General features: G+C 48.5%; 11 protein-coding genes. 1 reads left to right on the plus strand and 10 read right to left on the minus strand.

The features are described 5' to 3' along the window. Positions 1-5: 5 nt before the first annotated feature. Together E0E47_RS10520 and E0E47_RS10525 are read right to left on the minus strand one after the other, a co-directional pair. A complete protein-coding gene (locus E0E47_RS10520; protein WP_130893624.1) occupies positions 6-3,305 on the minus strand; it encodes a SusC/RagA family TonB-linked outer membrane protein in 3,300 nt (1,099 codons plus the stop codon). Between the two features lie 17 nt (positions 3,306-3,322). Continuing rightward, complete coding sequence (locus E0E47_RS10525; protein ID WP_232038409.1) at positions 3,323-5,950, minus strand: hypothetical protein; 2,628 nt, start codon at positions 5,948-5,950, stop codon at positions 3,323-3,325. Positions 5,951-6,523: 573 nt separating this feature from the next. Here E0E47_RS10525 and E0E47_RS17330 point away from each other — a divergent pair. Next, the gene (locus tag E0E47_RS17330; RefSeq protein ID WP_172604689.1) at positions 6,524-6,880 is read left to right on the plus strand and encodes a hypothetical protein; all 357 of its coding nucleotides are present in this window, start codon (positions 6,524-6,526) and stop codon (positions 6,878-6,880) included. 78 nt (positions 6,881-6,958) lie between these two features. Here the strand turns inward: E0E47_RS17330 and E0E47_RS10535 are convergent, their stop codons facing one another. From E0E47_RS10535 to E0E47_RS10570, 8 genes are all read right to left on the minus strand, one after another. Then, positions 6,959-7,642 carry an SGNH/GDSL hydrolase family protein gene (locus E0E47_RS10535; protein WP_008626488.1) on the minus strand — a complete coding sequence of 228 codons (684 nt, stop codon included), beginning with the start codon at positions 7,640-7,642 and terminating at the stop codon, positions 6,959-6,961. Between the two features lie 12 nt (positions 7,643-7,654). Further along, positions 7,655-9,769, minus strand: a complete 2,115-nt coding sequence (locus E0E47_RS10540; protein WP_232038410.1) for a hypothetical protein — start codon at positions 9,767-9,769, stop codon at positions 7,655-7,657. Positions 9,770-9,794: 25 nt separating this feature from the next. Further along, positions 9,795-12,200: an alpha-galactosidase gene (locus E0E47_RS10545; protein ID WP_130893628.1), complete on the minus strand. Its 2,406-nt coding sequence runs from the start codon at positions 12,198-12,200 to the stop codon at positions 9,795-9,797. 156 nt (positions 12,201-12,356) lie between these two features. After that, the gene (locus E0E47_RS10550; RefSeq protein ID WP_130893629.1) at positions 12,357-14,630 is read right to left on the minus strand and encodes a glycoside hydrolase family 3 N-terminal domain-containing protein; all 2,274 of its coding nucleotides are present in this window, start codon (positions 14,628-14,630) and stop codon (positions 12,357-12,359) included. A gap of 244 nt (positions 14,631-14,874) precedes the next feature. Further along, on the minus strand, positions 14,875-17,196 hold the full coding sequence (locus tag E0E47_RS10555; protein WP_130893630.1) for an FG-GAP-like repeat-containing protein: 2,322 nt from the start codon (positions 17,194-17,196) through the stop codon (positions 14,875-14,877). Positions 17,197-17,300: 104 nt separating this feature from the next. Beyond that, a complete protein-coding gene (locus tag E0E47_RS10560) occupies positions 17,301-19,616 on the minus strand; it encodes an FG-GAP repeat domain-containing protein (protein ID WP_130893631.1) in 2,316 nt (771 codons plus the stop codon). Between the two features lie 18 nt (positions 19,617-19,634). Further along, complete coding sequence (locus E0E47_RS10565) at positions 19,635-21,422, minus strand: RagB/SusD family nutrient uptake outer membrane protein (protein ID WP_232038411.1); 1,788 nt, start codon at positions 21,420-21,422, stop codon at positions 19,635-19,637. A 20-nt stretch (positions 21,423-21,442) separates the two neighbouring features. Continuing rightward, entirely contained in the window at positions 21,443-24,631 is a 3,189-nt protein-coding gene (locus E0E47_RS10570) for a SusC/RagA family TonB-linked outer membrane protein (RefSeq protein ID WP_040602717.1), read from the minus strand. Positions 24,632-24,649 lie beyond the last annotated feature (18 nt).

Raw genomic sequence — 24,649 nt, forward strand, 5'->3', positions numbered from 1 at the left:
TTAAGTTAAATGCCCACCGTTAAACCGAAAGTAAAGTAACGGGAACGCGGAGTCCTGTTCTTATCCTCGCTCACTCCTATATTATTAGGTGATATTTCCGGATCTGCCCCCGTATATTTGGTCACGGTCAAGAGGTTATTCAAGGTCAAAGACAAGTTCAACGTATTCAGATGAGCCTTTTTCAACATCTTCGGATCGAAAGAATAGCTCAACGTCAACTGTTTGAAACGCAGGAACGAACCATCTTCCACAAAACGGTCACTGCCCAGATAGTTATAACCGTACTGATAAAGCGCACGGGGAATTTCCGTCATGTCGCCATCCTTGCGCCAACGCCAGTTCGTTGCGATGGACTGGTTATTGGTGGAGTACATGTTTTCTGCATCCATGCGCCCGTAATTGATGATTTTTCCACCTACACGGTAATTGAAGAACATGTTCAATGTCAGTCGCTTCCAACGCAACGTCGCGCCGAATCCCCCGTCAAACTTCGGATTGGAATTACCCAGATACACGATGTCCAGTTCGTCGATGGTACCGTCATGGTTGACATCTTCATAAATGGCATCTCCTCCACGGAAACGGTAAGCATTTGAAGTCCCGTAGGCAAAATACATGGGGATGGTTTCCCCCTTTCCGTCCAAGACCACATTCCCATTCTCGTCGCGTACGACCGGAGCCGTAGCGTTTGGATTATCGGGCTGATATTTATCATATTGGTATACGCCTTTATACCTGAAGCCATATATGGAACCGAAAGAGTTGTTAATCTGCAAGCGGGTCAAGTATCCTCCATTGGTATAGTTGAAATCCGGATTGTAATTATTCAGCACATTCTCGTCCAACTCAATGATGGTATTCACATAATTGGAGAAGTTAAGGCTCAAGTCCAAAGCCCAGTCTCCACGCTTCACCATGTTATTGGTACTGAACTCCAACTCCCAACCGTCGTTGTCCATCGTTCCCGCATTGACATACGACACCGACCCGAATCCGGTGGAAGAAGGAATCTTCTGGTCCTTAAACAACAAATCTTCCGTACGGCGATGGTAGACATTGGCCACCAGTTTGTAACGCCAGTCGAACAAGGTCAGGTCCACGCCCAAGTTATAAGAAGTAGAACGCTCCCATTTCAAGTTCGTCAGTTGCAATGAAGAGGGCTTGATGGCGGGCAAGTCGATATAATTCGAACCGTAACTGTTGTAGCGGCTTAAATACAAATATTCATAATCCGGCCGGTTACCCGTCACTCCCCAACCCAAACGTAAGGCGAACTCAGACATCCAGTTGTCGGCAAAGTCCATGAATTTCTCTTCGGAAATAAGCCACTTTCCGGAAACAGCCGGGAAAAATCCCCACCGGTTGCCGGGGCCGAAGCGGGAACTGCCATCCCAACGGGCGGTCAAGTCCAGAATATAACGGTCCAACAGGAAATAATGCCCACGGAACAGGAAGGCCATGTTGCGCCCTTCGCTCTTCCCACTGTTAAACGTATTCAAGTGTCCCTCGGAAGTCACATCCGTCCCCACAGTAGAAGCCAAACCGTACCGTTCAAACTCCTGGTACTGGGAGTTTGATATATCCATCTGCCAACCGGCATACAACATCAAAGACTGCCGCTCCCCGAGGTCCGGTTGCCAAGTGATATTATGGTCTGTATAAATGGATACGGCCTCAGACTCCTTACTATAAGACTTGTTCACGCTTCCATCGTTCCAGTTCTTGGACGTGGTTTCACGTGGCAGGAACTTCGTATCCTTCACGTTCTCCGAATCGAACTTGACATAACCGGCATAACGCAACTTGGCGGTGCCCGCCGGATCCAGGAAATCATACTGCAAACGTAATGTCGGCATGATACGCATGTTCGTCTGTTGGTACGAAGCCAAGTATGCCATCGCTACAGGGTTCTTCAAATCCCTTTGGTCGTCATTCAACTGGGTATTTTGCGCGATATTAAAATAGACATCCGTATTGTTCCCGTTCTTGTCTTGCCGGAAGACAGAAGCGTTTGGCATCTTCTTACGGGCGATGTCCAACAGGTTTCCGCCCTCCTCATTGTTCTTGTCATTGTCCGTGTAAGTGATGGCAAATTCCGTAAAGAACTTCAGACGGGAGGACACGGCATACTCCAAGTTCATCCGGTTGGAAAAGCGGTGCAGCTCCTGCCCGATGATGGTACCCGTCTGCTTGTAGTATCCGAAAGAAGCCCTGAACTTCGCCTTTTCACCTCCTCCGCTGACCGAAAGGTTATGGTCGTGCGTAAAGCCGTATTTGGAAACTTCGTCCACCCAATCTGTATTGTTGTTGAAGTTCTCAAAGTCCTGGGCTGTCCCGTACGCATTCACAAACTGCGCCTTGTCGTAACTATATTCCGGGATATTGCAATCTTCCTGGTTCCGGTTGAAGTAAGCCTGCTTCATCAGCATCGTATAATCGTCGCCATTCAGCAATTTGGTGCCTTCAGGCTGCTCCAACCCCGAGAAACGGTAAGAATAACTCACCCGTGTAGGTCCCGTCACACCTTTTTTCGTCGTAATATCAATCACACCATTGGCTCCGCGAGACCCCCAGATAGCTGCTGCCGCACCGTCCTTCAACACCGTAATCTCTTCTATATCGTCCGGACTGATGCACAGTAAGGAAGCAAATTGTTCCTGGTCGGCCGAAGCAAAGTCGAAAGAAGCGTCGATATTGCTTTCAAAGGGGATACCATTCAACAGAATCAAAGGTTGCGAATTGGAATTGATGGAAGTGATACCACGGATACGCATCACGGAACCACTGCCCAAGTCTCCCGAGTTCGCCACAATGTCCAGTCCGGCAATACGCCCCTGCAAGGCATCGTCGATGGAAGCCACAGACACCCCTTCGATAGCTTTCGTGTTAAACTTCTGCATGGCTCCGGAATATTCCCGTTCCGGTATGGCCAAACCGCCTCCTCCCACTAATTTGGAGGCTTTCACAGTGACTTCCTTCATCACGTTCTGCGATTCCAGTTTCACATCGAACCTGCGTTTGTTCCCTATGGGCAAGGTCAATTTCTTATACCCGACAAAAGAAAAATTCAAGGAGTTGTTGGGGTTCTTGATCTTCAAAGAAAAGTTCCCGTTGAAATCGGTCAAAGCCGAAGAGTAAATACGGCCATTCTTGTCTTGTTCTATCACGGTAGCCCCGATAAAGCCTTCAGGTTCGTCTTCCGCATACACCTTTCCGGTCACTATCACGCCTCCGTTTTGGGCAAACAGCCCATTGTGAAAGAAAAGCAATGCAAACCACAATAATATAGCATATACCTTATTCATAATCTTTTATTTAAAGTCTATTTTTGATAATTAATCGCATGGTCCACCAAATGCAATACAGCTTTTGACGAAGATAAGATTTGAGTGGCCAACGTATAGTCGTTGTCGTTCACGATATAGTCACGGGTCAATACATTATAATCCTCTTGATTCGATGTGATGACCTTGGCTTGTTGTTTTTCTCCGTTCCCGTTTTCCGGCTCGAAAGTGATGCCGCTACCGTCACTGCTCGCTTTGACATACACAAAGATTCCCTTATCATCCCGCGCGGCGGTCGGATAAGCCTTGCCTTGGTAAGAAACTCCGCTCACCGGCAACATGCCGTCTATAAAATGGAAGCGCAGGAAGTTCAACAAGTAGCGTGTCCAATCTGCTTTCACATCCAAATCCGCCTGGGCACTGATTTCGTCCCATGTATGCAGGTCGGGGTCGTCACGGAAAGCCTCTTCCAAGGCAGCACGCGTAGGCACCAACACGGTATAGCGGAAATTATTAAAGGAAGTCACTACCGGTCCTATGCCGGACATCTTGCTGTTCTCCCCCTCGGAAGTCTCAAAAATCGGCTCTATGTCTTTATAGTCTTCGTTATCGGCCAAAGACAAAAAGACATCGTCATTCCCGACCAACAAATCAAAAAATGCACGATAATCTTCATTGGCAGTCATCGTATAATAGACCGACTTGAAAGGGTCCTGCAATATCCGGTCGATAAAGAATGTACGGCCATTGTCCATCTCATACCGTGCTTTCCTGTGGTCTTTCTCCAAAGTAACAACCTCTGCCTCAGGCAATCCTAATTCCATGTCACCGCCTCCTTGGACTTTCACCTGCTCGCCTGTTCCGGAAAGCGCGAGCACGGAGCCGCCCTTTGTCAGCACATACGGCAAAGTGCCCTCATCGATGAAACCGGAAAGCGGTTCGTCTTCATTATCGGCCACCACGATGTGCATGTCCAATATGTCTTGCAAGCGGTTGGCGACCTCTTCTGCCCCTTCCGTATCCAAGGCATCAGCCCCGACTGTCCGCAAAAGGGTTCCTTTCGAGCCGTCTTCGTTCGTGTCGTACACGTCCGCAACGACCTTTCCCATCTTCACATAAAAAGACCAGATTTCCCGCTTGTCTACTCCTTCATTCGCCCAAAGCGCCCACGTGATGGGATCCCGGTAGTTCGCCATGGCATCGTCTGTCGGGACAAGCAAGTTGTATTGGTTATCCATGGAGCGCAGGTAAAGGTGGTATTTCAGGTTGTTCACGTCATCCATGTCATCATTTTTAATGGCCGCAGACATGGTGGTTGTCGTGTCGGCCGTCAACACCGGACCGTACACGGCCTGATAATCCACGGGCGGATAAACCTTATCCGTCATATACACGATACCGTTGCATGCGATGTATGCCTTTTGTACATCCTCTTCCTTCACGGACATCTCAAAACCGGCATTATCCGTCATGATATCCCAATTATGAGGCAAGGAAGTCAAGAAGGACAAACGCTGATGGTTTTGCAGGAAAACCGAAATGACATTCGTAGGCACCTCGTCCCATCCGGCGTAAGAATCCCGTAAGAACTGTCCGCGCGGAGATTCCCAATAATCTTTCATGGCCGCGTCGGAAGGGACGAACATGACACCCATGTCCGTATTCCCGCCATACACATTATTCGACGGGTCGAAAGCCAATGTCCCGTAACCCGTAATATCCACCTTGCCCTCCGGGTCGGAAGAAAAATCCGTCAGGTTAAAGTAACGCTTCACAAACACGGAATCACTGATATTCCCCGCCCCGTAATAAGCCTTCACGGCATCGTCCACGCTCCCGTCATAATAAGGATAAGCAAACTTTTCCATCAGACTCGCAAAAGTGTGCATCCCCGCCGTCGAATTGATGACTTCCGACATATTGGGGGCGGGAGCCACTACGTCGTCCGCAATATGCAAATAACCGTTCTTGCAGGTCACGTCCTTCCGATTGGATTCCACATGCGCGTCATTCACATAAAACCCTTGAGTGTCATAGGGCTTGCCTTCCTCACCTTTCATGATTACCGCCCAATCGGCTTCTGTCAGGCCGGAAGTCGAAAAGAATTCCGGTGTCCAATATAATGCCATTTTAGAACCGTTGTCAGCCAAATAAGCTCCCTTGCGTTCGCGGAAACGATTCCAAAAAGCAGTCTTCGGCAACGCGTCCGGCTTCACAAAAGAAATACTGTCTAAATAAGAGGCAGACGTTGCACGCCTCAAAGCGATGCCTTCCCCAATCCCCTGGTCGTTTGAAGAAACATTGGCCAACATGTGACTCAAGTAAGTCATATTCAGCATAGAGGAATTGAACAAATAACGCTTTTCCGAAGCCGACATCTTGTGAATCAGTGCCGGCCCGTCGCCTGTAAGTCCCTTTGAAAGGAAATAACGGGAAAAAGCCTCGTCATTAGCCGGAAACATGGTCTTACTCCCTGTAAGCCTCAAGGTCTCCTTATATCCCAAATCGTTCACTAACGCCAAATAGCAGTCAAACTGTCCGCTCGACTCCAAATATTCATAAATATTGGCACCTAACCAACTCGGCTCCTCATTATCGTAAATATAGTCATCCTTGCATGAATTCAACAAAGGAAAGCCTAACACGATGTATAGGCACCACCTCATGACCTGCTTTACATTTCTTTCCGCATGCATCTGTTTAGTATTAGAGATTTATACTTTTTAATATTTCACACCGCCTACTTTTCTTCCTTTCGGCAATACAAATTTAGCGGATATTAGGTCATTTGGAAATAGACAGATGCATCAAAATTTAAAAAATACAGTTCATAGCAGCAACAAACACCCGTATCGGCCCCGTCATAACGCAAATAATACCGTATGAGAATTAAATGTTTCTCTTTTAGCTCTCATGAGTGTGTCATTTACACTTTACAACAAAAGAGCGCGAATCGTTTAGCTCTTTTAACGGTTCCATCGTTTTTCATTTTCTTCTGCTCCGGCAAATACACGCGCCGTCTCCTTATCATCTGACAAATATCACAACGTCATCCTTTTCGAGTTCCGGCAGACAAAATGAAAGGAGAACAGGACTTATTGGAATAAAGAAAAGCACGGCATAAAGCTGTTCCATACGTTTTCCTGCACATTCTTGAATACAGATTTTTACAATTCAGGCTCTATTTTTTATTTTGTTAAGCAAAATTGCGAATCAATCTCAGCCAAACGAAAAACCGTTTGGCTGAAAAAACACTTTTTTTCTCCGCACGTCATTCCGGCAACCTCTGCACACCGGCTGAAAAACGGCCTGAAAACGGGACACAAACGTACGCTTCCGGGGCGTTTTTCCTCTATTTGGGACATTTCCGTCGACAAAAAACAAATATCAAGATGACGGAAAAACACCGCCATACGTTTACACCTCAACCATTCACACGCGGTAAAATCAGGCATCCGGAAGACTCCGTGACAAGCCAAAGCCGCATATCGCTGACCATACGCTTCCACCTCCTTGCACGAGAATCGAATATTTCCAGAAGACTCCGGCCGAGCGGACGGATACAGCAATCTCGCCCCCTGACATTGACATTCTGACAAAATGAAAATCCGGTTCCCATGCCCCAAAAAGGAAATGAGAACCGGACGCTTATAAAAATAACCTTTACTACCGCTCTACTTCGTCTTCGGCAAAGCCTCCTCCACGACTTTGGCCACTTGCCGGGCCAAGGCATCGAATCCGGCATCCACGGGATGCGTTCCGTCTCCCCCGGCATAATATTCGGGATGGTCTGCCACAACGCTCCACAAGTCGTTGACCTCGATGCCCTGCGACTTCACATATTCCGTCGCGATGGCATTACGGGCCTTCATACGCTCCGTGATAGGGGCAAACTCCTTCATCCCTTCACCTTGCCGTACCGGCGTGATTGTGGCCCAAATTAGTTTGGCATCGGGCGCATACTTCCTGAGCAACGCCACATACTCGGGAAAAGCTTTTGCATACTCTTCCTCCGTATAATCAAAACCGTGCAGGCCGTTGTTGAAATGAATCACGTCGAAGTGGTTGTGCTTCAGTATGGCCTCCACCTCGTCGAGCAAGGCAGGGTCGCCCACACTCTTCGAACCGGAAAGCCGCCCCACGTAGGCTTTGCCTTCCAACAACTTTTCGACTTTGGGGTGATACCCTCTCGTGATGGAGTTGCCGAGCAACAGGACGTGAGGCTTGTCCGTCTGGTTGGCACCCGTCAACCAGACATCGGACCATTCGATGTATTCGCGGGCAATATGTTCCTGTGCCCCGGCGGGAACGCAGAAACACATAAGGCCACTTAAAATTATCGAAAACAATGCTTTCATGACCGGTATTCCTTATTTTTTCAAGAAACGGAAAATCTTGGCATCCTTGCCCGGCACGTCGTAGGACAGACCGTCCTTGCCGACTTTCACGTCAGCACTGCTCCACAACTCCTTTACCGAGGAGAAAGAAGACGGGGAAAGCCCCAAACGCTCCAAAGCCACCTTACCGGCAATCCGGTTGTCTTTATAGTTCACGACAGACACATACAAATACTTTTCCGTATCCAAGACGAAACAGTTCTCCGCTCCGTCGCCCTTGTCGTTGTATTCGCGATAGCCATACACCGGACGGGCCGAACGTCCGAAATCCGCCATTTCGTTCACGTCCTTGTTCATCAAAATCTTTTGGGCGCGTTCGCGGGAAAGTTTGGCATCCCCACGTCCGGACTTGTCCTCCAAGCTGTAATTGTCCGACACCAATACCATCCCCGACACGGCCCCGTTGGTGATACGGGCACGGTTCTCGCCTTCCGTTTCCTTCTCCGCATCGTTTCCTACCAGCACGAGATGGTCCGGGTCGTTATATTGGTAGAACTCATTCGTCCACCAACCGCCCGACACGGCGTTCAGGCTGTATTCCGACTGTCCGATCTTGCCCCAAGTGTCGCAAGCGATGCGGCGTGAGTTCCCGTACTGATAAGGGAATATCGGAGCGATGGAAAGGGCGATGAACATCGGTTCGCCTTTGTCCACCTCGCTGATGAAGTGGGAGAAACCTTCGTTATAAGCCTCCACGGCCGTGGTCACGTCCTTATTATAATAGGAGTCGGCCTGCACCATACCGTTGCTGGTAAAGTCCACTTTCAGGTATTCAAATCCCTCTTTTTTCTTGTTCTGCACTTCACGGCTGATAAATTCCTTCGTTCCGGGATGCGTGGGGTCGAGGCAATACGCGCCGTCCAACTTGGCCGGTTTGCCGTTCACCTTAATCACACATTCATACCCCGTATACTGGCTGCCTTCGCAAATCTTCCTGTACAACATGTCTTCGTTCCACCACAAACAGAAAGGCGTGACGTACGAACCGGGCACCTGCCCATTCTTCTTCACCACTTCCGAGAACCGGGTACGTTGTTCGCTGTTCATGCCATCCCATGCATCAATGCTCATCACGTTGATGCCTTGGCTGTTGCAAAATCCATTCGGTTTCAATGTCTCTTTGAAGTATTCGGATACGGCCACGTCCACATCATAGCTGTTCTTGTCCGACATCACGCCCCAGCTCTGCCAACCGAAAGGCGTGCCGCGCTTCCATGTCTTACGCATGGGCTGCACCAAAGTATTAGCCCGGGCATATTCCTCCATTCCATTGCGCCAATCGGAAAAAGCCCCGATGAACATCAATGCCGAACGCACCTCCGGCCCTTTTACCTTTCCATGCGGCAGCTCGTCGCGCGTCTCCTTATTTGAAACCCCGGAGAACACCTTCAACGCTTCCACGCGGCTGTCGCCCGAAGCTTTCACCTCCACGGCACTCTTCCAACGGTTATGCTCCACCGAACCCAACACGATGCCCCGGCGGCTCTCTCCCGCATAAAGCGCGGAAACCTCGTAAGAGGTCATGTCGCCTGCCAGACGGTTCTTATGGTAACGTACGAAACCGTCATTGTCGAAAGGAACCTTCAACATGCGGTTCGTCTGCGCCGGAGCATACAGGTCGTAAGGCGTAGCCACCGCCACGGGCGCAAGGTAGTTGGAACGAAGGGAGGCATCCCCTTTCAGCACCACGTCCGTCAACACGTAATCCCGTCCCTCATACACGTAAAACTCTTGTGTAAGAGTCACGTCATCGCCACTGGCAGGCGATGAGAAGACAAACGCATGGCACGTCCCCTTTCCAAAGGCATCGTTCACCGTACGCTTCTGGTAGTCGGCCTCCGCACACGAAGCCGAACTGATACGGAAACCGTCCTTGCCATGGATGTCGTACGTAGCCTCCGGCACAGAACCCATGAACACGGGCCGGTAAGCCTTCCCGCCGTTATACTCCACATTGAATTGTTTCCCATTCTCCACGTACGTGATGCGCAAATCTCCCGCCTTGATGACCACATCTTCTGCCATAGCCGCCATGGCCGGGAACAGGCATGCACACCACATCGTACAAATCACTCCTTTCTTTCTCATTTTCATATAATTATTTCACAATCTTTTAATATACCAAAGTTTTGCAGACTTCTTTCGTTCCATCAGCATAGTGAATCCTCACCAGAGCCATACCGTTGAAATGTGGCAAGTCCAATTCCATTTGGGTACGACCTGACAAGTCTCTCGTACCGTTCAGACGTCCCTGCATATCATAGACCTCTATGCGATTCATATCTTTACCGGAATAAACCATCAAACGCTTTCCTCCGAGGGGTACGACTTTCGTTCGAACCATTGCTTCATTTTCCATGTCTTTCACTCCACTGCCTCCCGTTTTCTTAAAGCGGTACACACGTACATCTTTCTCTGGAACACTATACGGTAAGTTCCCGTCCACTTTTATCAATTCATTCGTCCAAAGCTCACGCACTTCGGAAAAAGCATCGGAAGAAATATCCAGTAAATCCAATGGAATATTACCCGAAAGCTCATTTTTCTGATAATTGAACACCGCTACGTACAGATATTTATCGTTATCGAACATGAAGAAATTTTCCGCTCCGTCCGCATTTCCGTTATACTCCTTGTAACCATATACCGGACGGAAAGAACGTCCCATGTCTGCCATCTCATTGATGTCCTTGTTCAGCATCACGGTCTGCGCCACTTCACGCGACCGTTCCGCCCAACCTTGCCCCGAACGGTCGTTCAGGCTGAAGTTGTCCGCCACGAGCATCATGCCTGTCACAGCCCCGTTGGTATAGCGGGCGCGGTTCTCGCCAATAGTATTGTTCAACTGGTCCTTGTTCCCCACCAACACCAAATGGTCGGGGTCGTTATATTGGAAAAGACGGTCGGTCCACCATCCGCCTGAGATGGCGTTCATACTGAATTCCGTCTGTTCGATAGACCCCCATGTGTCACACGCGATGCGCCGGGAGTTCGCATATTGGTAAGGAAAGAGCGGAGCGATGGAAAAAGCGGCAAACATGCCATACTTATCCATTTGACGGCGGATGTAATCCATTCCCTCGCTATAAGCGGCCACCGCCGTAGTCACCTCCGGGTTATAATAAGAATCAGCTTGTATGATGCCGCAATTCACAAAGTCCATTTTGATATACTTGAACCCATACGAATATTGCGTACGTATGAAATTCGCCATGGCACTTTTCGTATAAGGATGCGTAGGATCCATACAATACGCACCGTCATACCAAATCGGTTTGCCATTGGCCTTGAGCACGACATCCCAACGCGTCCACTTCGTCCCGTCGGAAGCCGTACCTAACACATCGTCCCAATTGGGGTTCTCCCCGCTCCACATGGAGAACGGCGTACTGTAACACCCTACCATTTGGTTTTTCTTCTTACATTGGTTGATAAAGTTCAAATGCTCCACATTGCTCATTCCATCGCCTGCGTCAAGGCTAAAAATAATATTCCCTTGGCTGTTGCAAAAGCCCGCCGGAGTCAGCACGTCATGGTAATAATCTGAAATTTCCACATCCGTGGCATAAGAGTTCTTGCTTTCCAACACCCCCCAACTCTGCCATCCGAAGGGCGTGCCGTATGTCCAGGTCTCGGTACGCGGTGCCACAAGGTTGTTGGCATCGGCAAATGTCTCCATCCCCACGCGCCAATCATCGAAATATCCCACGAACATACGGGCAGAGGTCACGACCGGCCCTTTCACCTTGCCATGAGGAATGGCATCACGCGTTTCTGAAGTCGACACACCGGAATATACACGAAGTTCGTTCACGCTCCCGTTATTCGACAAGTTGGCACTGACGGCACTCTTCCATAAATCATGATCCACCGAACCTAAAACCAACCCTTCCCGGCTCTTCCCTTCGTAAAGCGCAGAAACCTCATACGAAATGACTTCACCACTCATCTTGTATTTTCCGTAACGCCCGAAACCATCATTGTCGAACGGCACTTTCAACATGCGGTTACCATCATCGGACATGTAAAGCGTATAATTTGCGTCCACAGAGACAGGAGCCAAATAGTTGCTTCGGATAGCGGCATCCCCCTCCACAGAAAGGTCCGTCAGCATGTAATCCAAGCCGGGATAAATATAAAAACGTTGCTTCATCGTCACTTCATCACCATTGTCCGGACGGCTGAACGTAAACGTATAGCATTTGCCCGCACCGAATTCATTATCCACCGCTTCTTCCGCACGGGCCACATCGGCAAACGAAGCCGTTGTCACTTCGCGTGCCACCCCCTCGGCATTATCATAACGGGCTACCGAAACCGAATGGTTCACGACACACTTCCGCGCAGCCCCCCCTTCGTTCAGTACGTTGATACGGAAAGCCTTCTCGCTTTCCATATAAGTAATTTTCCACATCCCGTCCGCCACGACAATATCATCGGCCTGCGAAACAACCGGCACGGTCCACAAGGACAAGAGGAACATTTTTTTGATAAGTGTAATATCCAATCTTTTTTTCATTGCTATTTTATCTAAGAATTAATTTTTTCCAAGCATTACATTCACGGGCACAAAGAGAGTAAAAAAAATACAGAAGCCGCAAGAATTACGGCGCAAAAAATAGAAAAAATGCTTCAGGCCGCTTCTTCCAAAGGAAAAAGCGGCCTGAAAAGGAATCTATTTCACCACAATGGTTTTCCGGAACACGATATTGTCTGACGCACGTCCTATCTGTATTTCCACATCACCGGGTTCCACGACACGTTTCAGATATTCGTTACAGAAAGACAACTCTTCCATGGGCATTTCCAACTCCACTTCCACTTCTTTGCCTGCCGGTACCTCCACTTTCTTGAAAGCCTTGAGCTGCTGCACCGGCTGTGAAACGGAAGCGACGAGGTCATGCACATACAATTGTACGACCTCCTTCCCGTCACGTTTACCCGTATTCTTCACTTTGACCTTGGCTTTCAATTTTCCATTTGCCGAGAACACGGTATCGTTCAGGCTGAAATCACTATACTCAAAATCCGTATAACTCAATCCGTACCCGAAATTCCACAAGGCATAAGGTTTGTCGAACACGTAATGGCCGTTAGGCTCATCCAGACTTCCACCCTTGTCGAACACCGTTTCGCGGTCAGTCCGATAATAATTATAATAACACGGCGTATTACCGGTACTGCGCGGGAAAGAGACATTCAAACGACCGGAAGGATTCACCTTGCCCAACAATACATCGGCCATGGCATTCCCCTGCTGCTCGCCGCCATAAAACTGTAACACTACGGCATCGGCATTCTCCTTGGCCCAAGTCATGACCAAAGGCTTACCGGTTATCAGCACCACCACTACTGGCTTGCCTGTCGCTTTCACCGCTTTCAACAAATCCAACTGCTTGCCAGGCAACTCTAACGAAGAAAGGTCGAACCCTTCTCCCGAAGTCACTTTGTTGGCCTTGGCATTCCGCCCCAACCAAAGACTACGCGTACCCACAGCCACGATGGCAATATCACTTTTACGGGCCAACTCCACGGCGGCAGCGATACCGTCTTCTTTCTGGCTCCACCAATCACAACCGTCCAACTGGTTCACCTGTACCTTCTGTCCCAACGCATTCTTCAAGCCGTCGAACAACGTGACACACTCATGATGGTCGGCATTGACCCATCCATAATCACCGGCCACACCGTAATTGCTGTTCGGGCCCAACAAAGCGATAGATTTGTAACGCGACAAATCCAAAGGAAGGATATTGTTCTTATTCTCCAACAAGACGATACTTTCGTCCGCCACAGCCTTGGCTAAAGCCACATGCTCTTTGCTACGTACCACTTTGTCCACCTTGGCCGGATCAATGGCATCCTCGCCTTCATCGAAAAGGCCGAGTTTGAACTTGGCTTCCAGTATCCGCCGACAAGCCCGGTCGATATAGTACTCATCCAACTGCCCTTTCTTCACCTGCTCCTCCAGTGTCTGATAAGCCCAATCCCATACATCCATATCGATACCGGCGATAATGGCCTTACGGGCCGCTTCTTCGGAAGTGGCCACGGCCTGATGGAACACTTTCAAACGGTCTACAGCTCCCCAGTCGGAATACACATACCCTTTAAAGCCTAACTCCCCGCGCAGGAAGTCTGTCATATAATAAGCCGAATGCGTCATCGGCACACCATCATAAGCACTATAACAACTCATGACCGACACGGGATCGGCATTGCGGATGACTTTCGCAAAAGGATAAGCATACAAGTTACGCAACTCTCGCTCCCCCCCGGCCACATAAGCACAATTCAGACCTCCCGTCGGTGTACCATGAGCCACAAAATGTTTGGGCATTGCGCCTACGCCTTCCGTTTGCGAACCACGCACGAAGGAAGTGCCCATCTCGCCAATCAGGAACGGGTCTTCACCGAAAGTCTCTTCCACACGCCCCCAACGGAGTTCACGCGCAATGTCGAGCACAGGACATTGCAACTGCCGGATACCTATCACATGAGCTTCCCGGCCGATGGCTTCGGCCATATCCTCCACCAAATCAGGGTTGAAAGTGGACCCTTGAGCAATAGCCTGTGGAAATATCGTGCACCCATCCTGCAATACCCCATTGATGCCTTCCACGGTAATCAAGGCCGGAATCCCCCACGGTGTCCGTGTACGGAGATGATGTTGGAGTTTTTTAAACAGTTCGGCTGCTTCTTTCGCCGTCTTGCTCATCTCATGCATCGTACCTGTACTCTCCTTATAATGGCTTTCCACGGCATTAATGTCACTGTTGGAATTGTTTTGCAGTTGCAAGACCTTCTCATGCAAAGTCATGCGCCTCAGCAAATCTTCCACCCGTTCTTCCACGGGCAATGAGGCATCTTGGTAGCGTGGCTTCTCTTCAGCCACAGATGGTAAGGTGCCGCAAATCAACAATGCGGCAAATAAGAACTTTTTTTTCATTTTTTATCGTCCAACTTATTGAGTAAATAAATCATAAACATGCAAAAATAACATTCTTTCGGTCGTCTGATGAAATAAGTTTGCTCCAAAAAGCAACGGTTTTGGCGCAAGCCAAACGGGACTACCCCGGCATCCCGGAGCATTCGTCCTTACGTTCCAAGAAAAAGGCCCGGACGACCTTCACAGGCCATCCGAGCCCAACAACCTAACCTAATTCACAGTTAATCACTTAAACTGTGCTTCTTTATTTTACAATCTTGGCCACTTTGTCACCGGCTTCCACCACGAATACGCCCTTACCGTTCACCGTAATGGCTTCATTGGTTCTGCCTGAACCGACTTCAGAGCCTTGCATATTGTAAATATTCACTTGTACATCTTCGTCAGTTACTACCGTCAGCACGTCACCATCCACAACCACTTTCAAAGCCGCTGAAGTAGTTGATGTCAGTTTTACCCCGTCTGCCCCTTCCGTCACCGTAACATCCGTCGTAACGAACGGAGTGGCAGCATAAGCGTAGTTCACGGCTTGCACACCCACTGTATAATCACCTGCCGGTAATTTGTCGAAAGTGTAATATTGATAATCTTCCGCATAAGTAGTCGCATACGTCCCAAACATCTGATAAGACAACTGTTTGCCCGTCTCTATGTTAGCCGGAACCAAAATACGGAACACGTTCCCGTCCTTACTCTGTGCATACACATTATACATCGCCGCATTACCATTGTTCATCTCCGAACGATCCCATTTCAAAGTAATACAACCTTTTCCGTTTTCCGCTTCTATGATTTCCGGCTCATCGGGCATAATGACTTCCGCACCCTCCGTCACGTTATAACTGGGAATCGCATCATCGGCCTTATCCGTCCAGTCGGTACTCATGATATCCAACAGGCCGTCTCCGTTCACATCCCCAAAAGTCGCATCCATGGTCTGTCCATCACCATCGCTTTGAGGAATTCGTGCCCCATAGCATTCTGCCGTCCAATAATCGGCATATTGCGGATAGCCATAAGCACCAACCTGCCCTTCGCTAATACTGAACAAACGACTCCATGAATAAGCCTGACCGAATTTCTCAGGCACGGACTCGTCTTGGCAAATTTCGTCACAACAACCACGTTGATAGAAATCGGGAATGTCGTCCCCATTGAAATCGGCAAACATAACGCCCAATTTCGCCACCGTATGTGCAGGAAGAATACCTGTAGTCCATTCTTCCACAGACGCATAATCTTCACCCATGCCGAACGTCAAATAACTCGAGAAACGTGGCCTGCCTCCCGCAACAGCCCCATGAATCCACAAATCCATCTTACCGTCCTGGTCAAAGTCGGTAGCCAACATCAAACCGGAATCCATTCCCCAGGCCGAGAAGACATCCCTTACCTCATAATTCGCATCTCGCGCAATACCCAACATATCCAAAATACCCTGAGCAGCCCCGACAAATCTGTCTGTCACATCTTGGAACTCTCCATTTTGCAGGTTACGATAAAAACGGATTTCATCTCCTCCAATCTCTACTCCGACCAACTTACCCTCTGTACCGTCAGCCCAACCTGTAGACACAATATCCAACCAACCGTCGTTGTCGAAATCTATAAATGCCACCGAACCATGAGACAAAGGTTTGGCCTGCATAGTCGGTTCCTCGGTATATTCGCCTTCTACCGTCGTACCGGTTTCCGGGTCATATATGCTTTCTCCCAATTTATATAACCCCTTCCGGTTGGGTTCTTTGTCAAATGGCAGAGGATGGAACACGTTCACATTCTCAAAACGCTCCCCGTTCACGTTACGGAACAACTTGACAAAACGCCCCTCCGTAGGAGCCTGTCCTGTAATCAACAAATCTGTATAACCGTCACGGTCATAATCCCCAGTCACTAAAGACGCATACTGTGAGCCTTCATTAAAGAGGAAATTATCATCGCCGGTGTAATTAAATGCAGCCAACACCGCATCTTCCACAGTCTCGAACTGTCCTCCACCTAAATTTTTCACCAATGTGTAACGGGGATTCAATCCTGACATGTTTCCACCTTGATTCAAGGTTATAAAATCCACCAACCCGTCGGAATTAAAATCAAAAGGTTGGCTTCCGAAGCCACGAAGAGAAACAGGCAGTCCGTTCTTCATACCTACAAACTTCTCGGTCACAATGGTATCCATCACGACCTTGCCGTCCAATATGGAATCCTGCAACTCATACGAACCGTCTTCGTGCCATATCGTATCCAAAGAATAGACTTTTTCGTACGTTGTCTCATAGTCAAAGATGGCTTCCAAATTCGCAGAAAAAGCACCATCCCCATTGGAACGGGCCAACACGCCGCGACATGCCCAACCGTTTTCACAGGATGTACCTCCGTAATACACGTCCATGAAACCGTCATTATCGAAGTCGGCCACAATAGGGCATCCACGATGCACGGGCCATCCCACTTGGTCGCGGAAGTCCCGATTCTGTTCAAACGTTACACGCTGTGCCTCGGCTGCCTGACACAAGGCTAAAGCCGCACAACAAGTCAACACTGTTTTAAAAGTAGCATTTTTCATGTCTTCTGTATTTTTATTCGTTTAAAGTTATTTTCGAAAGACCCGGACTGCCTTCTAAGGCCGCCCGGGCCTTCATTCACATTCAATCACTATAACCGTTTTACTTATTTCACGACCTTGACGGCCTCATTTCCGGCCTTTACCACGAATACGCCCTTGCCATTTACGGTAATGGGTTCATTCGTCATTCCCGAAGCTACCTCGGCACCTTGCATGTTATAGACATTCACCGAGATATCACTAGCACTCGTCACAACAATAGCATCACCATTGACAATGACCTGCATACCCCGTGCCACAGACTGCGAAGACACACCCACATAATCACTCTCCGTCACAGACACCTCGGTCGTGGTCCATGCCGTAGCCTGATAAGCATAATTCACAGCCTGCACCCCCACGATGTAATCACCCGCAGGAAGCTTGTCAAAGACATAAGAAGCTGCCCCATCCTCATTACCTGTATTCACATAACAACCAAACATAGCATAAGCCAACTGCTTTCCAGTCTCAAGGTTAGCCGGAACCACCATGCGCAGCGCACCGCTTTGCTTGTCCTGTATATAAAGGTTGAACATGGCCGGATTGCCATTGTTCATATCCGAAGCTTCCCATTCCACAGTTACACGTCCTTTCTCCGGAGTAACATTCACTTCACCCACTTCCTCCGGAGCATAAAATTCCACTCCGGTCTTATTCCAACTGATAACCTGTTGGTCGTTACGCCCATTGTCCGGACTTCCTGTATAATCTGAAGTGAGAAGCTCCATATTATAATCGTTATCAAAATCTCCGAAGTTGTTCACGCTCGGCTCGCTTTTGGCCAGATAACCGCCAAACACCTCATTGCTTTCATCATTGAAGAAATAGGTATTATAAACCGTACTATTATCGCTTAAATCCACAAAACGCCCCCATCCTGCGGCTTCTCCTGTGGCAGGATTGACCTTGGAAGTCCATCCGTTGGTCATATAGTCCGGATAATCATCCCCATTCAAATCCACACAAATGAAACGATAGCAGGATGCCATGGCGGCCGGAGTAATATCGGTGGGGATTTCTTCAAACCGGAAACCGTTTTCATCCGATATGTTTCTCAGTTGGTTAGATTGCTTTAACGTACGGGTACCACCCCAACCCCAAGAGCATCCCTGTGTGCCTAACTGCATCAGGTCGGTACGTCCGTCCTGATCAAAGTCCAACGCGAGGGTAATGCCTTCTTCGCATCCCCAGGCACGGAACACATCAGCCATTGTACCATCCACGGTCATACCATAAGTATTCAACACCGTACTGGCCGCTTCAATAAGCGAAGGAGAATTTGTCACATCCTGAAACTCGCCATTCTGTAGGTTCTTGTAGAAACGGATCTGGTTACCGGTGATTTCCCCCATATTCTCACGCGCCTCTGCATATCCTGTCACAACCACGTCCAACCAACTATCACCATCCAAATCAATGAACACGACAGAACCGTGGGACATTTGCATAGGTTTCAGCGTAGGCTTGTCTATATATGCTCCCGGAACATCCGCACCGGTCTCAGGATCTGTTGTATCTTCGAGTTGTTCATAGATTCCTTTTTTAGTCAGTTCCTCATCGAATGGCAGCGGATGGAAAACCCGCGCTTCCTCGAAATGGTCACCGTTCACATTACGCAATAACATCGTATAACGTCCTGCAGGCCCATTACCGCAAAGCAACACATCCGTGAAACCATCCTTATCATAATCCCCCGTCACCAATGAACCGTAAGGGCTATTCTCATTAAATTTGTCACCATTGGTATTAGAAGACAATCCACCTATACTAGAAAGAACCGGATCCTCCAACACCTCAAACTGCCAATCTCCCTTATTGATGACCAATACATAACCTTGCGATGTGCCGGTATCATTTCCACCGGTATTAAGAATAATGAAGTCCACCAAACCGTCATTATTGAAATCAATGGGCTGGCTACCTTGCCCGAACGCCGTGCGCGGCAGTCCGTTCTTCATGCCTACAAACTTCTCGGTCACAATAGTATCCATCACGACCTTACCGTCCAATATGGAATCCTGCAACTCATACGAACCGTCTTCGTGCCATATCGTATCCAAAGAATAGACTTTTTCGTACGTTGTCTCATAGTCAAAGATGGCATCCGTAACCCCTTCAAACTGACCGTCGCCCAAGTTCTTGACCAACACGCCACGCGACTGCCAACCTTTGTTCTCGGAAGTTCCGTTCAAGTACATGTCCATCCATCCGTCATTGTTGAAGTCGGCCACAAAAGCCCGGCTCCGATGACTCGGCCATCCGCCCATATCACCCAACGTGAAGTCTGCCTCAAACGTCAGAGGGTCTTGTGCCTGCAACCCTTGGACACCAGTCAAGGCCGCAGCTCCCAACATCATTTTAACTACTAGTTTTCTCATATTTGCTAAAATCATTTATTACTTTAAAAACCATTCACTTTCATCCATCAGACGGGCTTTGACGGCCTCGCCCCCATTTCCAAAACGGGCTGCCACTTTCTCTGCTGCATAAGCCGGCCAACGCCCACGGTGGCGTGCAATACGCATCAAATCGAAGAAACGGCTGCCTTCGAAAGCGGTCTCTGCGGCCATTTCATCAATGATACGGTCTTCTACATATTCGATAGAATCAGCCTTGGCGGCAGCCAAACGGATGGGGTCTTTGGAAACCACCACCGTATCTTTTTCCTCTCCCGTCTCACCGTCTACCACCTTGATGGTATCATACGGTGTATAATCCGGGATGAGATAATCCGAGGTAGGAAAGCCTATGGCCCGCCCACGCCCACGGGTTGCCGTACCTACATTATTATCGTAGGAATCGGACGTAAAGTCCAAAAACATTTCCCCCGTGCGTTCAGATGCCGGAATCCTCGTCGTATTGGCCAAATTTGTCTTGTTCAAGCCGTATGCCAAGACAGCAAAAGCCGTAGCCGGACGCCCGTAACGGTTGATGGCCTCAGCCAAACGCAAGTAAACCTGTGAAGTACGGTATACCGGCAGATTACGTACATAACGCAATCCTCCCAACGCTTCATTTTCCGGGTCCTCCACTCCGCCAGATGTGGACAAGGAATAGAATTTATCAATAAGCGTACCCTTATAATCCCCCAAACCATCGGTAGTATAAGACACAGAAGAAGTTGTACCATTCGAGAACTCAAACAGCCCACGTAAATCCCCAGTAAAGAATCCCTGTATACGGGTGGTATTTTCGGCGGCATAGTAATGTGACACACGTGACATCCAATCCACAAAAGAAGTTGTAGGTACAATCGAAGGCACTTCATTGTATGACCAACGTACCAACTGTGGGTGGTAAGCATCGGGACGGGAACTGTACACCAAAGAAGAAAGTAATTCATTGGAACCTGTATTCACATAAGCTGATATCCAAGCTGCAGACCCACCCGTACGAGCCGTATTCGTCCAATAGTTACCATAAGAACTTGTCAATGTCAGCTTACGTTTGTCTATCAGACGGTAATATGCCGTAGCAGCTTCCGCATAACGTCCCAAGAAAAGATACAAGTCGCCCAATACCATATCTACGGGGAGGAACATCTTGCGCGAATCGAAATTGTCTATCGTCCCATAATCCAAGGCACGTACACCTATATATGGTGTCAAATCATCAATCAGCAGCTGTGCCAAATCTTCAAGCCCCTTCTGCGGATACTCCTTGAGTGCGGCCTCCAAGCTCAACACGGGTTCTTCAATCCAACTGACTTTCCCGGCCGCCAAGGCCAGTTGCCAATAGGTCCAAGCCCGTATCACTTTGATTTGCGCATATTCGGGAATCATAACCTTGTCTTCGTAAAACACGATATTCGTGTCCATCTTCGCTATGGCATAATTACAGTTGTTAATAATATTGTAATAATCATAGAACGAAGCATACTCGTTATCCGACGAGACCTTGAAATTGGAAATCTCCTGAATATCCACTTTTGCATCCTCGGTCGCTTCCATCAGGTCGCCGCGCAACTCGCCCAACAGCACATAGCGGTCGCCCAAACGTTGCACCTGCGAAAGAATACCCAACACGGAATAGAGAGAGTCATTAGGAGAATCCAAACGGTTGTCCTCCTCAAAACCTACCGTAGTAGAATCTGTCTCCATCATATCCGTACAGGCGGGGAAAGCTGCCATGCAAGCACAAACGACACCCACAGCTTTCATATAGTTTTTGATAAATGTCTTCATATTCACTTTCTTATTTTGCATTACAAATTCAATTTCACCCCAATCTGGAACGAACGCGACTGTGGCACCAACCCTGCATCCACACCTTGGTAAAGCACGGACTGACTGTATGAAAATTCAGGATCCGTACCCAAATACTTCGTCAGCGTGCAAAGATTGTTCACTGCCGCCCATACCGATATTCCTTGCAAGAATGAGGTAGAACGTACGGGAACACGGTAAGACAACATCAGGCGTTTAAATTTCAAATAGGACGCGTCCTCAATCCAACGGTCTGAGAAACGGGCATTCCCCATCGGGTCATCAAAAGTGGCACGAGGAATATCTGTCACTTGGCCATCTGCCATCCAACGGTTCTCCATAGCTATGCTTTGGTTGGACAAACTGCTGCCCGACTCCAAGTTGGCACGCAAAGCATTATAGGCATCATTACCCAAAGAATAAGTAAAGAGTGCCCCCAACTCCAAATCACGCCAACGGAAGTTCAAATTGAAGTTACCATAGATGTCCGGATTCGGGTCACCGATGATCACACGATCATCTTCCCCGATGATACCGTCCTTAGAATGATCCACGAAACGCATGTCACCGGCCGAGAAAGGAATACGCTGCCCCGAAGAAGAAAGAATGGCAAGCCCGGCATCTGCCGCCTCTTGTGCTGTGGCATACACCCCGTCGGTCTGGTAACCATAGAACACGCCCACCGGCTGTCCTTCTGTAGTCAATACCGTTCCTCCGGCCAATTCCGTAGTGAAACTGCCATTGGGCAAGGATGTAATTTTATTCTTATAATGGCCTACGGTCAACCCTATATTGAACTTGAAATCTTTCGTATCCACGATACGGGCATTAGCCGCAATTTCAAATCCCTGATTTTCCATTTCGCCATTATTGTCATAATAATACTGCAAACCAGCCTCTTCGTTCAAGGAACGGAGCGTCACCAGATCTTTCGTTTTGGAATAGAAATAGTCGATGTTCATGCTCAAACGATTGGACAGGATACTAAAGTCCAATCCTACGTTAGCCCGACCTGTAGTTTCCCACTTCAACTTTTCATTCCCGATATTGCTCAAAACAATTCCCGTCGCATCATTAGCCACCAAAGAAGATGTGAAATAAGTACGGTTGGCATAAACAGGCAAATTACCGTTACCGGCCATCGTATAAGCCACACGCAACTTCAGATTGTCAATGAAGTCCACGTTGCGCATAAACTTCTCGGAAGAAATAAGCCAGGCTCCGCTGACCGACGGGAAATATCCCCACGACACACCGCATAAGTCTATACCTCCGGCTTCGTTACCAAAACGAGAAGAAGTCTCCATCGACATACCCAAGTTCAGGAAATACTTGTTCATAAAACCATAATCCGCATTCAAATACCAAGACATGTTTCGGTCCATGTATTCCGTCCCGAAAAGATAACGCAAATCACTTGTCGTATTGGACAAAGCTGTCATATAGTCGGAGCCCGTGTTGTACCCTTGGCCGTATGTATACTTGAAATAGTCGTTATAAAAACGATAGCCCAAGGCTGCGGACAGATTATGCCGGTACCCTTTCAAGATGTCCCATTTTAAATAGGCATCAAGCGAAAGGGAAGTCTGCCGGGCCATAGAGCTGCGAACTTCATTCAACGCCGTAGCGTACACTTCACCCAAACTATTGTAAAGCGGTTCGTTCGCTATGCCTGCATCGGGAATAAACAAGTCTTCATTTTCCTTATCATAAGAAAAACCGAAAAGCGCGGCAGCCTCCAAACGGTCGGTAATCTGGTAAGTCGGACGCAAGTTCAATGTAAAACGGTATTTATCAAGCGTCGGCATATTATCTTTCTCCAACAGAGCCAACGGATTACCATAATTCAACTCATCCACATCCGTCAAACGACCGCTCAAAGAACCACTTTCATTATATTGATAAGGAGAATAAAGCGGCGACTTTACCAATGCAAGGTAATACGGTGAACGCATCCGGTCCAATCCGTCAAAAGTCACCTTATGTCCAGTTTGCGTATAAGCAATGTCGAACAATATCTTGAATTCGTCTGTCAACTTGATGTCTGAATTGAAGCGCACATTCAGGCGATCGAACTTTGTTCCATCTATGTTTCCATTATTTTGGGCATATCCCAAGGAGAAACGGTAAAGAGCTATGTCATCACCACCCGACACAGATATACCATAATTTTGGATAAAAGCCGTTTTGTTGATTTCATCCATCCAGTCGGTATTATTATGCACCGCACGGTAAAAAGACCGCGAAGGGTCATCGTTCGTAAACTGGAAATCTTCCACTTCATGCCTATCCATACCAGACATGACATCAGTGGCATAGCGACGGTAAGCATCAGCTCCCATCACAGGCATAGTCTCAAAAGGTGTTTGGAATCCAAAAGAAATATTAGCATCTATCTTCGTTGCCATCTCTCCGGCACGCTTGGTTTGAATCAACACCACACCATTCGCCCCTCGTGCCCCCCAAATAGCCGAACCGTTCTTCAATACCGTTACCTTGTCTATATCCGACGGGTCAAGCAAAGTCAGCGGGTTATTGTAATATCCGTCCACGGTAGAAATGCCCTCCTCATGAGACTGCCATACCACACCATCGACCACGAACAATGGTTGGGAAGACAGATTCAAAGAATTATAACCACGTACAAAATAGGAAGCACTCGCCCCGGGTTCACCCGAACGGGCAGAAGTACGCATCTGGCCGGCCAATAAGGAATTCATATCTTCCGTCATGCTTAACGCACCGGAAGTAAAGCCATCTACCGCAACCCGTCCGTCTGACACGGACATTTCGTCGTCATAATAAGAATGCCCCGGTACGGTATAGAGCGACACGTTTACCTCCGTCCGCCCCTTGACAGCCACCACTTGACGGGAATACCCCGGCGCATCCACATAGAGAGGCACCCGCAAATCGGGCAAACCAATCTCGTACTCACCTTTTTCATCGGTCATGGCCGACACATTCACATTCGGGGTCGTGATACGGGCACCGGCAAAACCTTGCCCAGTCACGGCATCCACAACCCGGCCTTTCACATGGTAAGGCATCCGGACCTTTTCTGCCTGCCCGGCCTTTACCGAATCTGCGGGAACCGGCTCCTGGGCCTGCAATGCAAAAGAGAAGAAAGCCAATCCGGCCATCGTTCCCGTAAGTTTCAACAAATAAGAATTAAATATAGAATACATAACTCATCATGCTTTAAG

The sequence above is a fragment of the Paraprevotella xylaniphila YIT 11841 genome (assembly GCF_900683745.1).
GTDB lineage: Bacteria > Bacteroidota > Bacteroidia > Bacteroidales > Bacteroidaceae > Paraprevotella > Paraprevotella xylaniphila.

Coding starts and splice junctions, on each gene's coding strand:
- E0E47_RS10520 (WP_130893624.1), bottom strand. CDS start 3,305: ATGAATAAGGTATATGCTATATTATTGTGGTTTGCATTGCTTTTCTTT.
- E0E47_RS10525 (WP_232038409.1), bottom strand. CDS start 5,950: ATGAGGTGGTGCCTATACATCGTGTTAGGCTTTCCTTTGTTGAATTCA.
- E0E47_RS10535 (WP_008626488.1), bottom strand. CDS start 7,642: ATGAAAGCATTGTTTTCGATAATTTTAAGTGGCCTTATGTGTTTCTGC.
- E0E47_RS10540 (WP_232038410.1), bottom strand. CDS start 9,769: ATGAGAAAGAAAGGAGTGATTTGTACGATGTGGTGTGCATGCCTGTTC.
- E0E47_RS10545 (WP_130893628.1), bottom strand. CDS start 12,200: ATGAAAAAAAGATTGGATATTACACTTATCAAAAAAATGTTCCTCTTG.
- E0E47_RS10550 (WP_130893629.1), bottom strand. CDS start 14,630: ATGAAAAAAAAGTTCTTATTTGCCGCATTGTTGATTTGCGGCACCTTA.
- E0E47_RS10555 (WP_130893630.1), bottom strand. CDS start 17,196: ATGAAAAATGCTACTTTTAAAACAGTGTTGACTTGTTGTGCGGCTTTA.
- E0E47_RS10560 (WP_130893631.1), bottom strand. CDS start 19,616: ATGAGAAAACTAGTAGTTAAAATGATGTTGGGAGCTGCGGCCTTGACT.
- E0E47_RS10565 (WP_232038411.1), bottom strand. CDS start 21,422: ATGAAGACATTTATCAAAAACTATATGAAAGCTGTGGGTGTCGTTTGT.
- E0E47_RS10570 (WP_040602717.1), bottom strand. CDS start 24,631: ATGTATTCTATATTTAATTCTTATTTGTTGAAACTTACGGGAACGATG.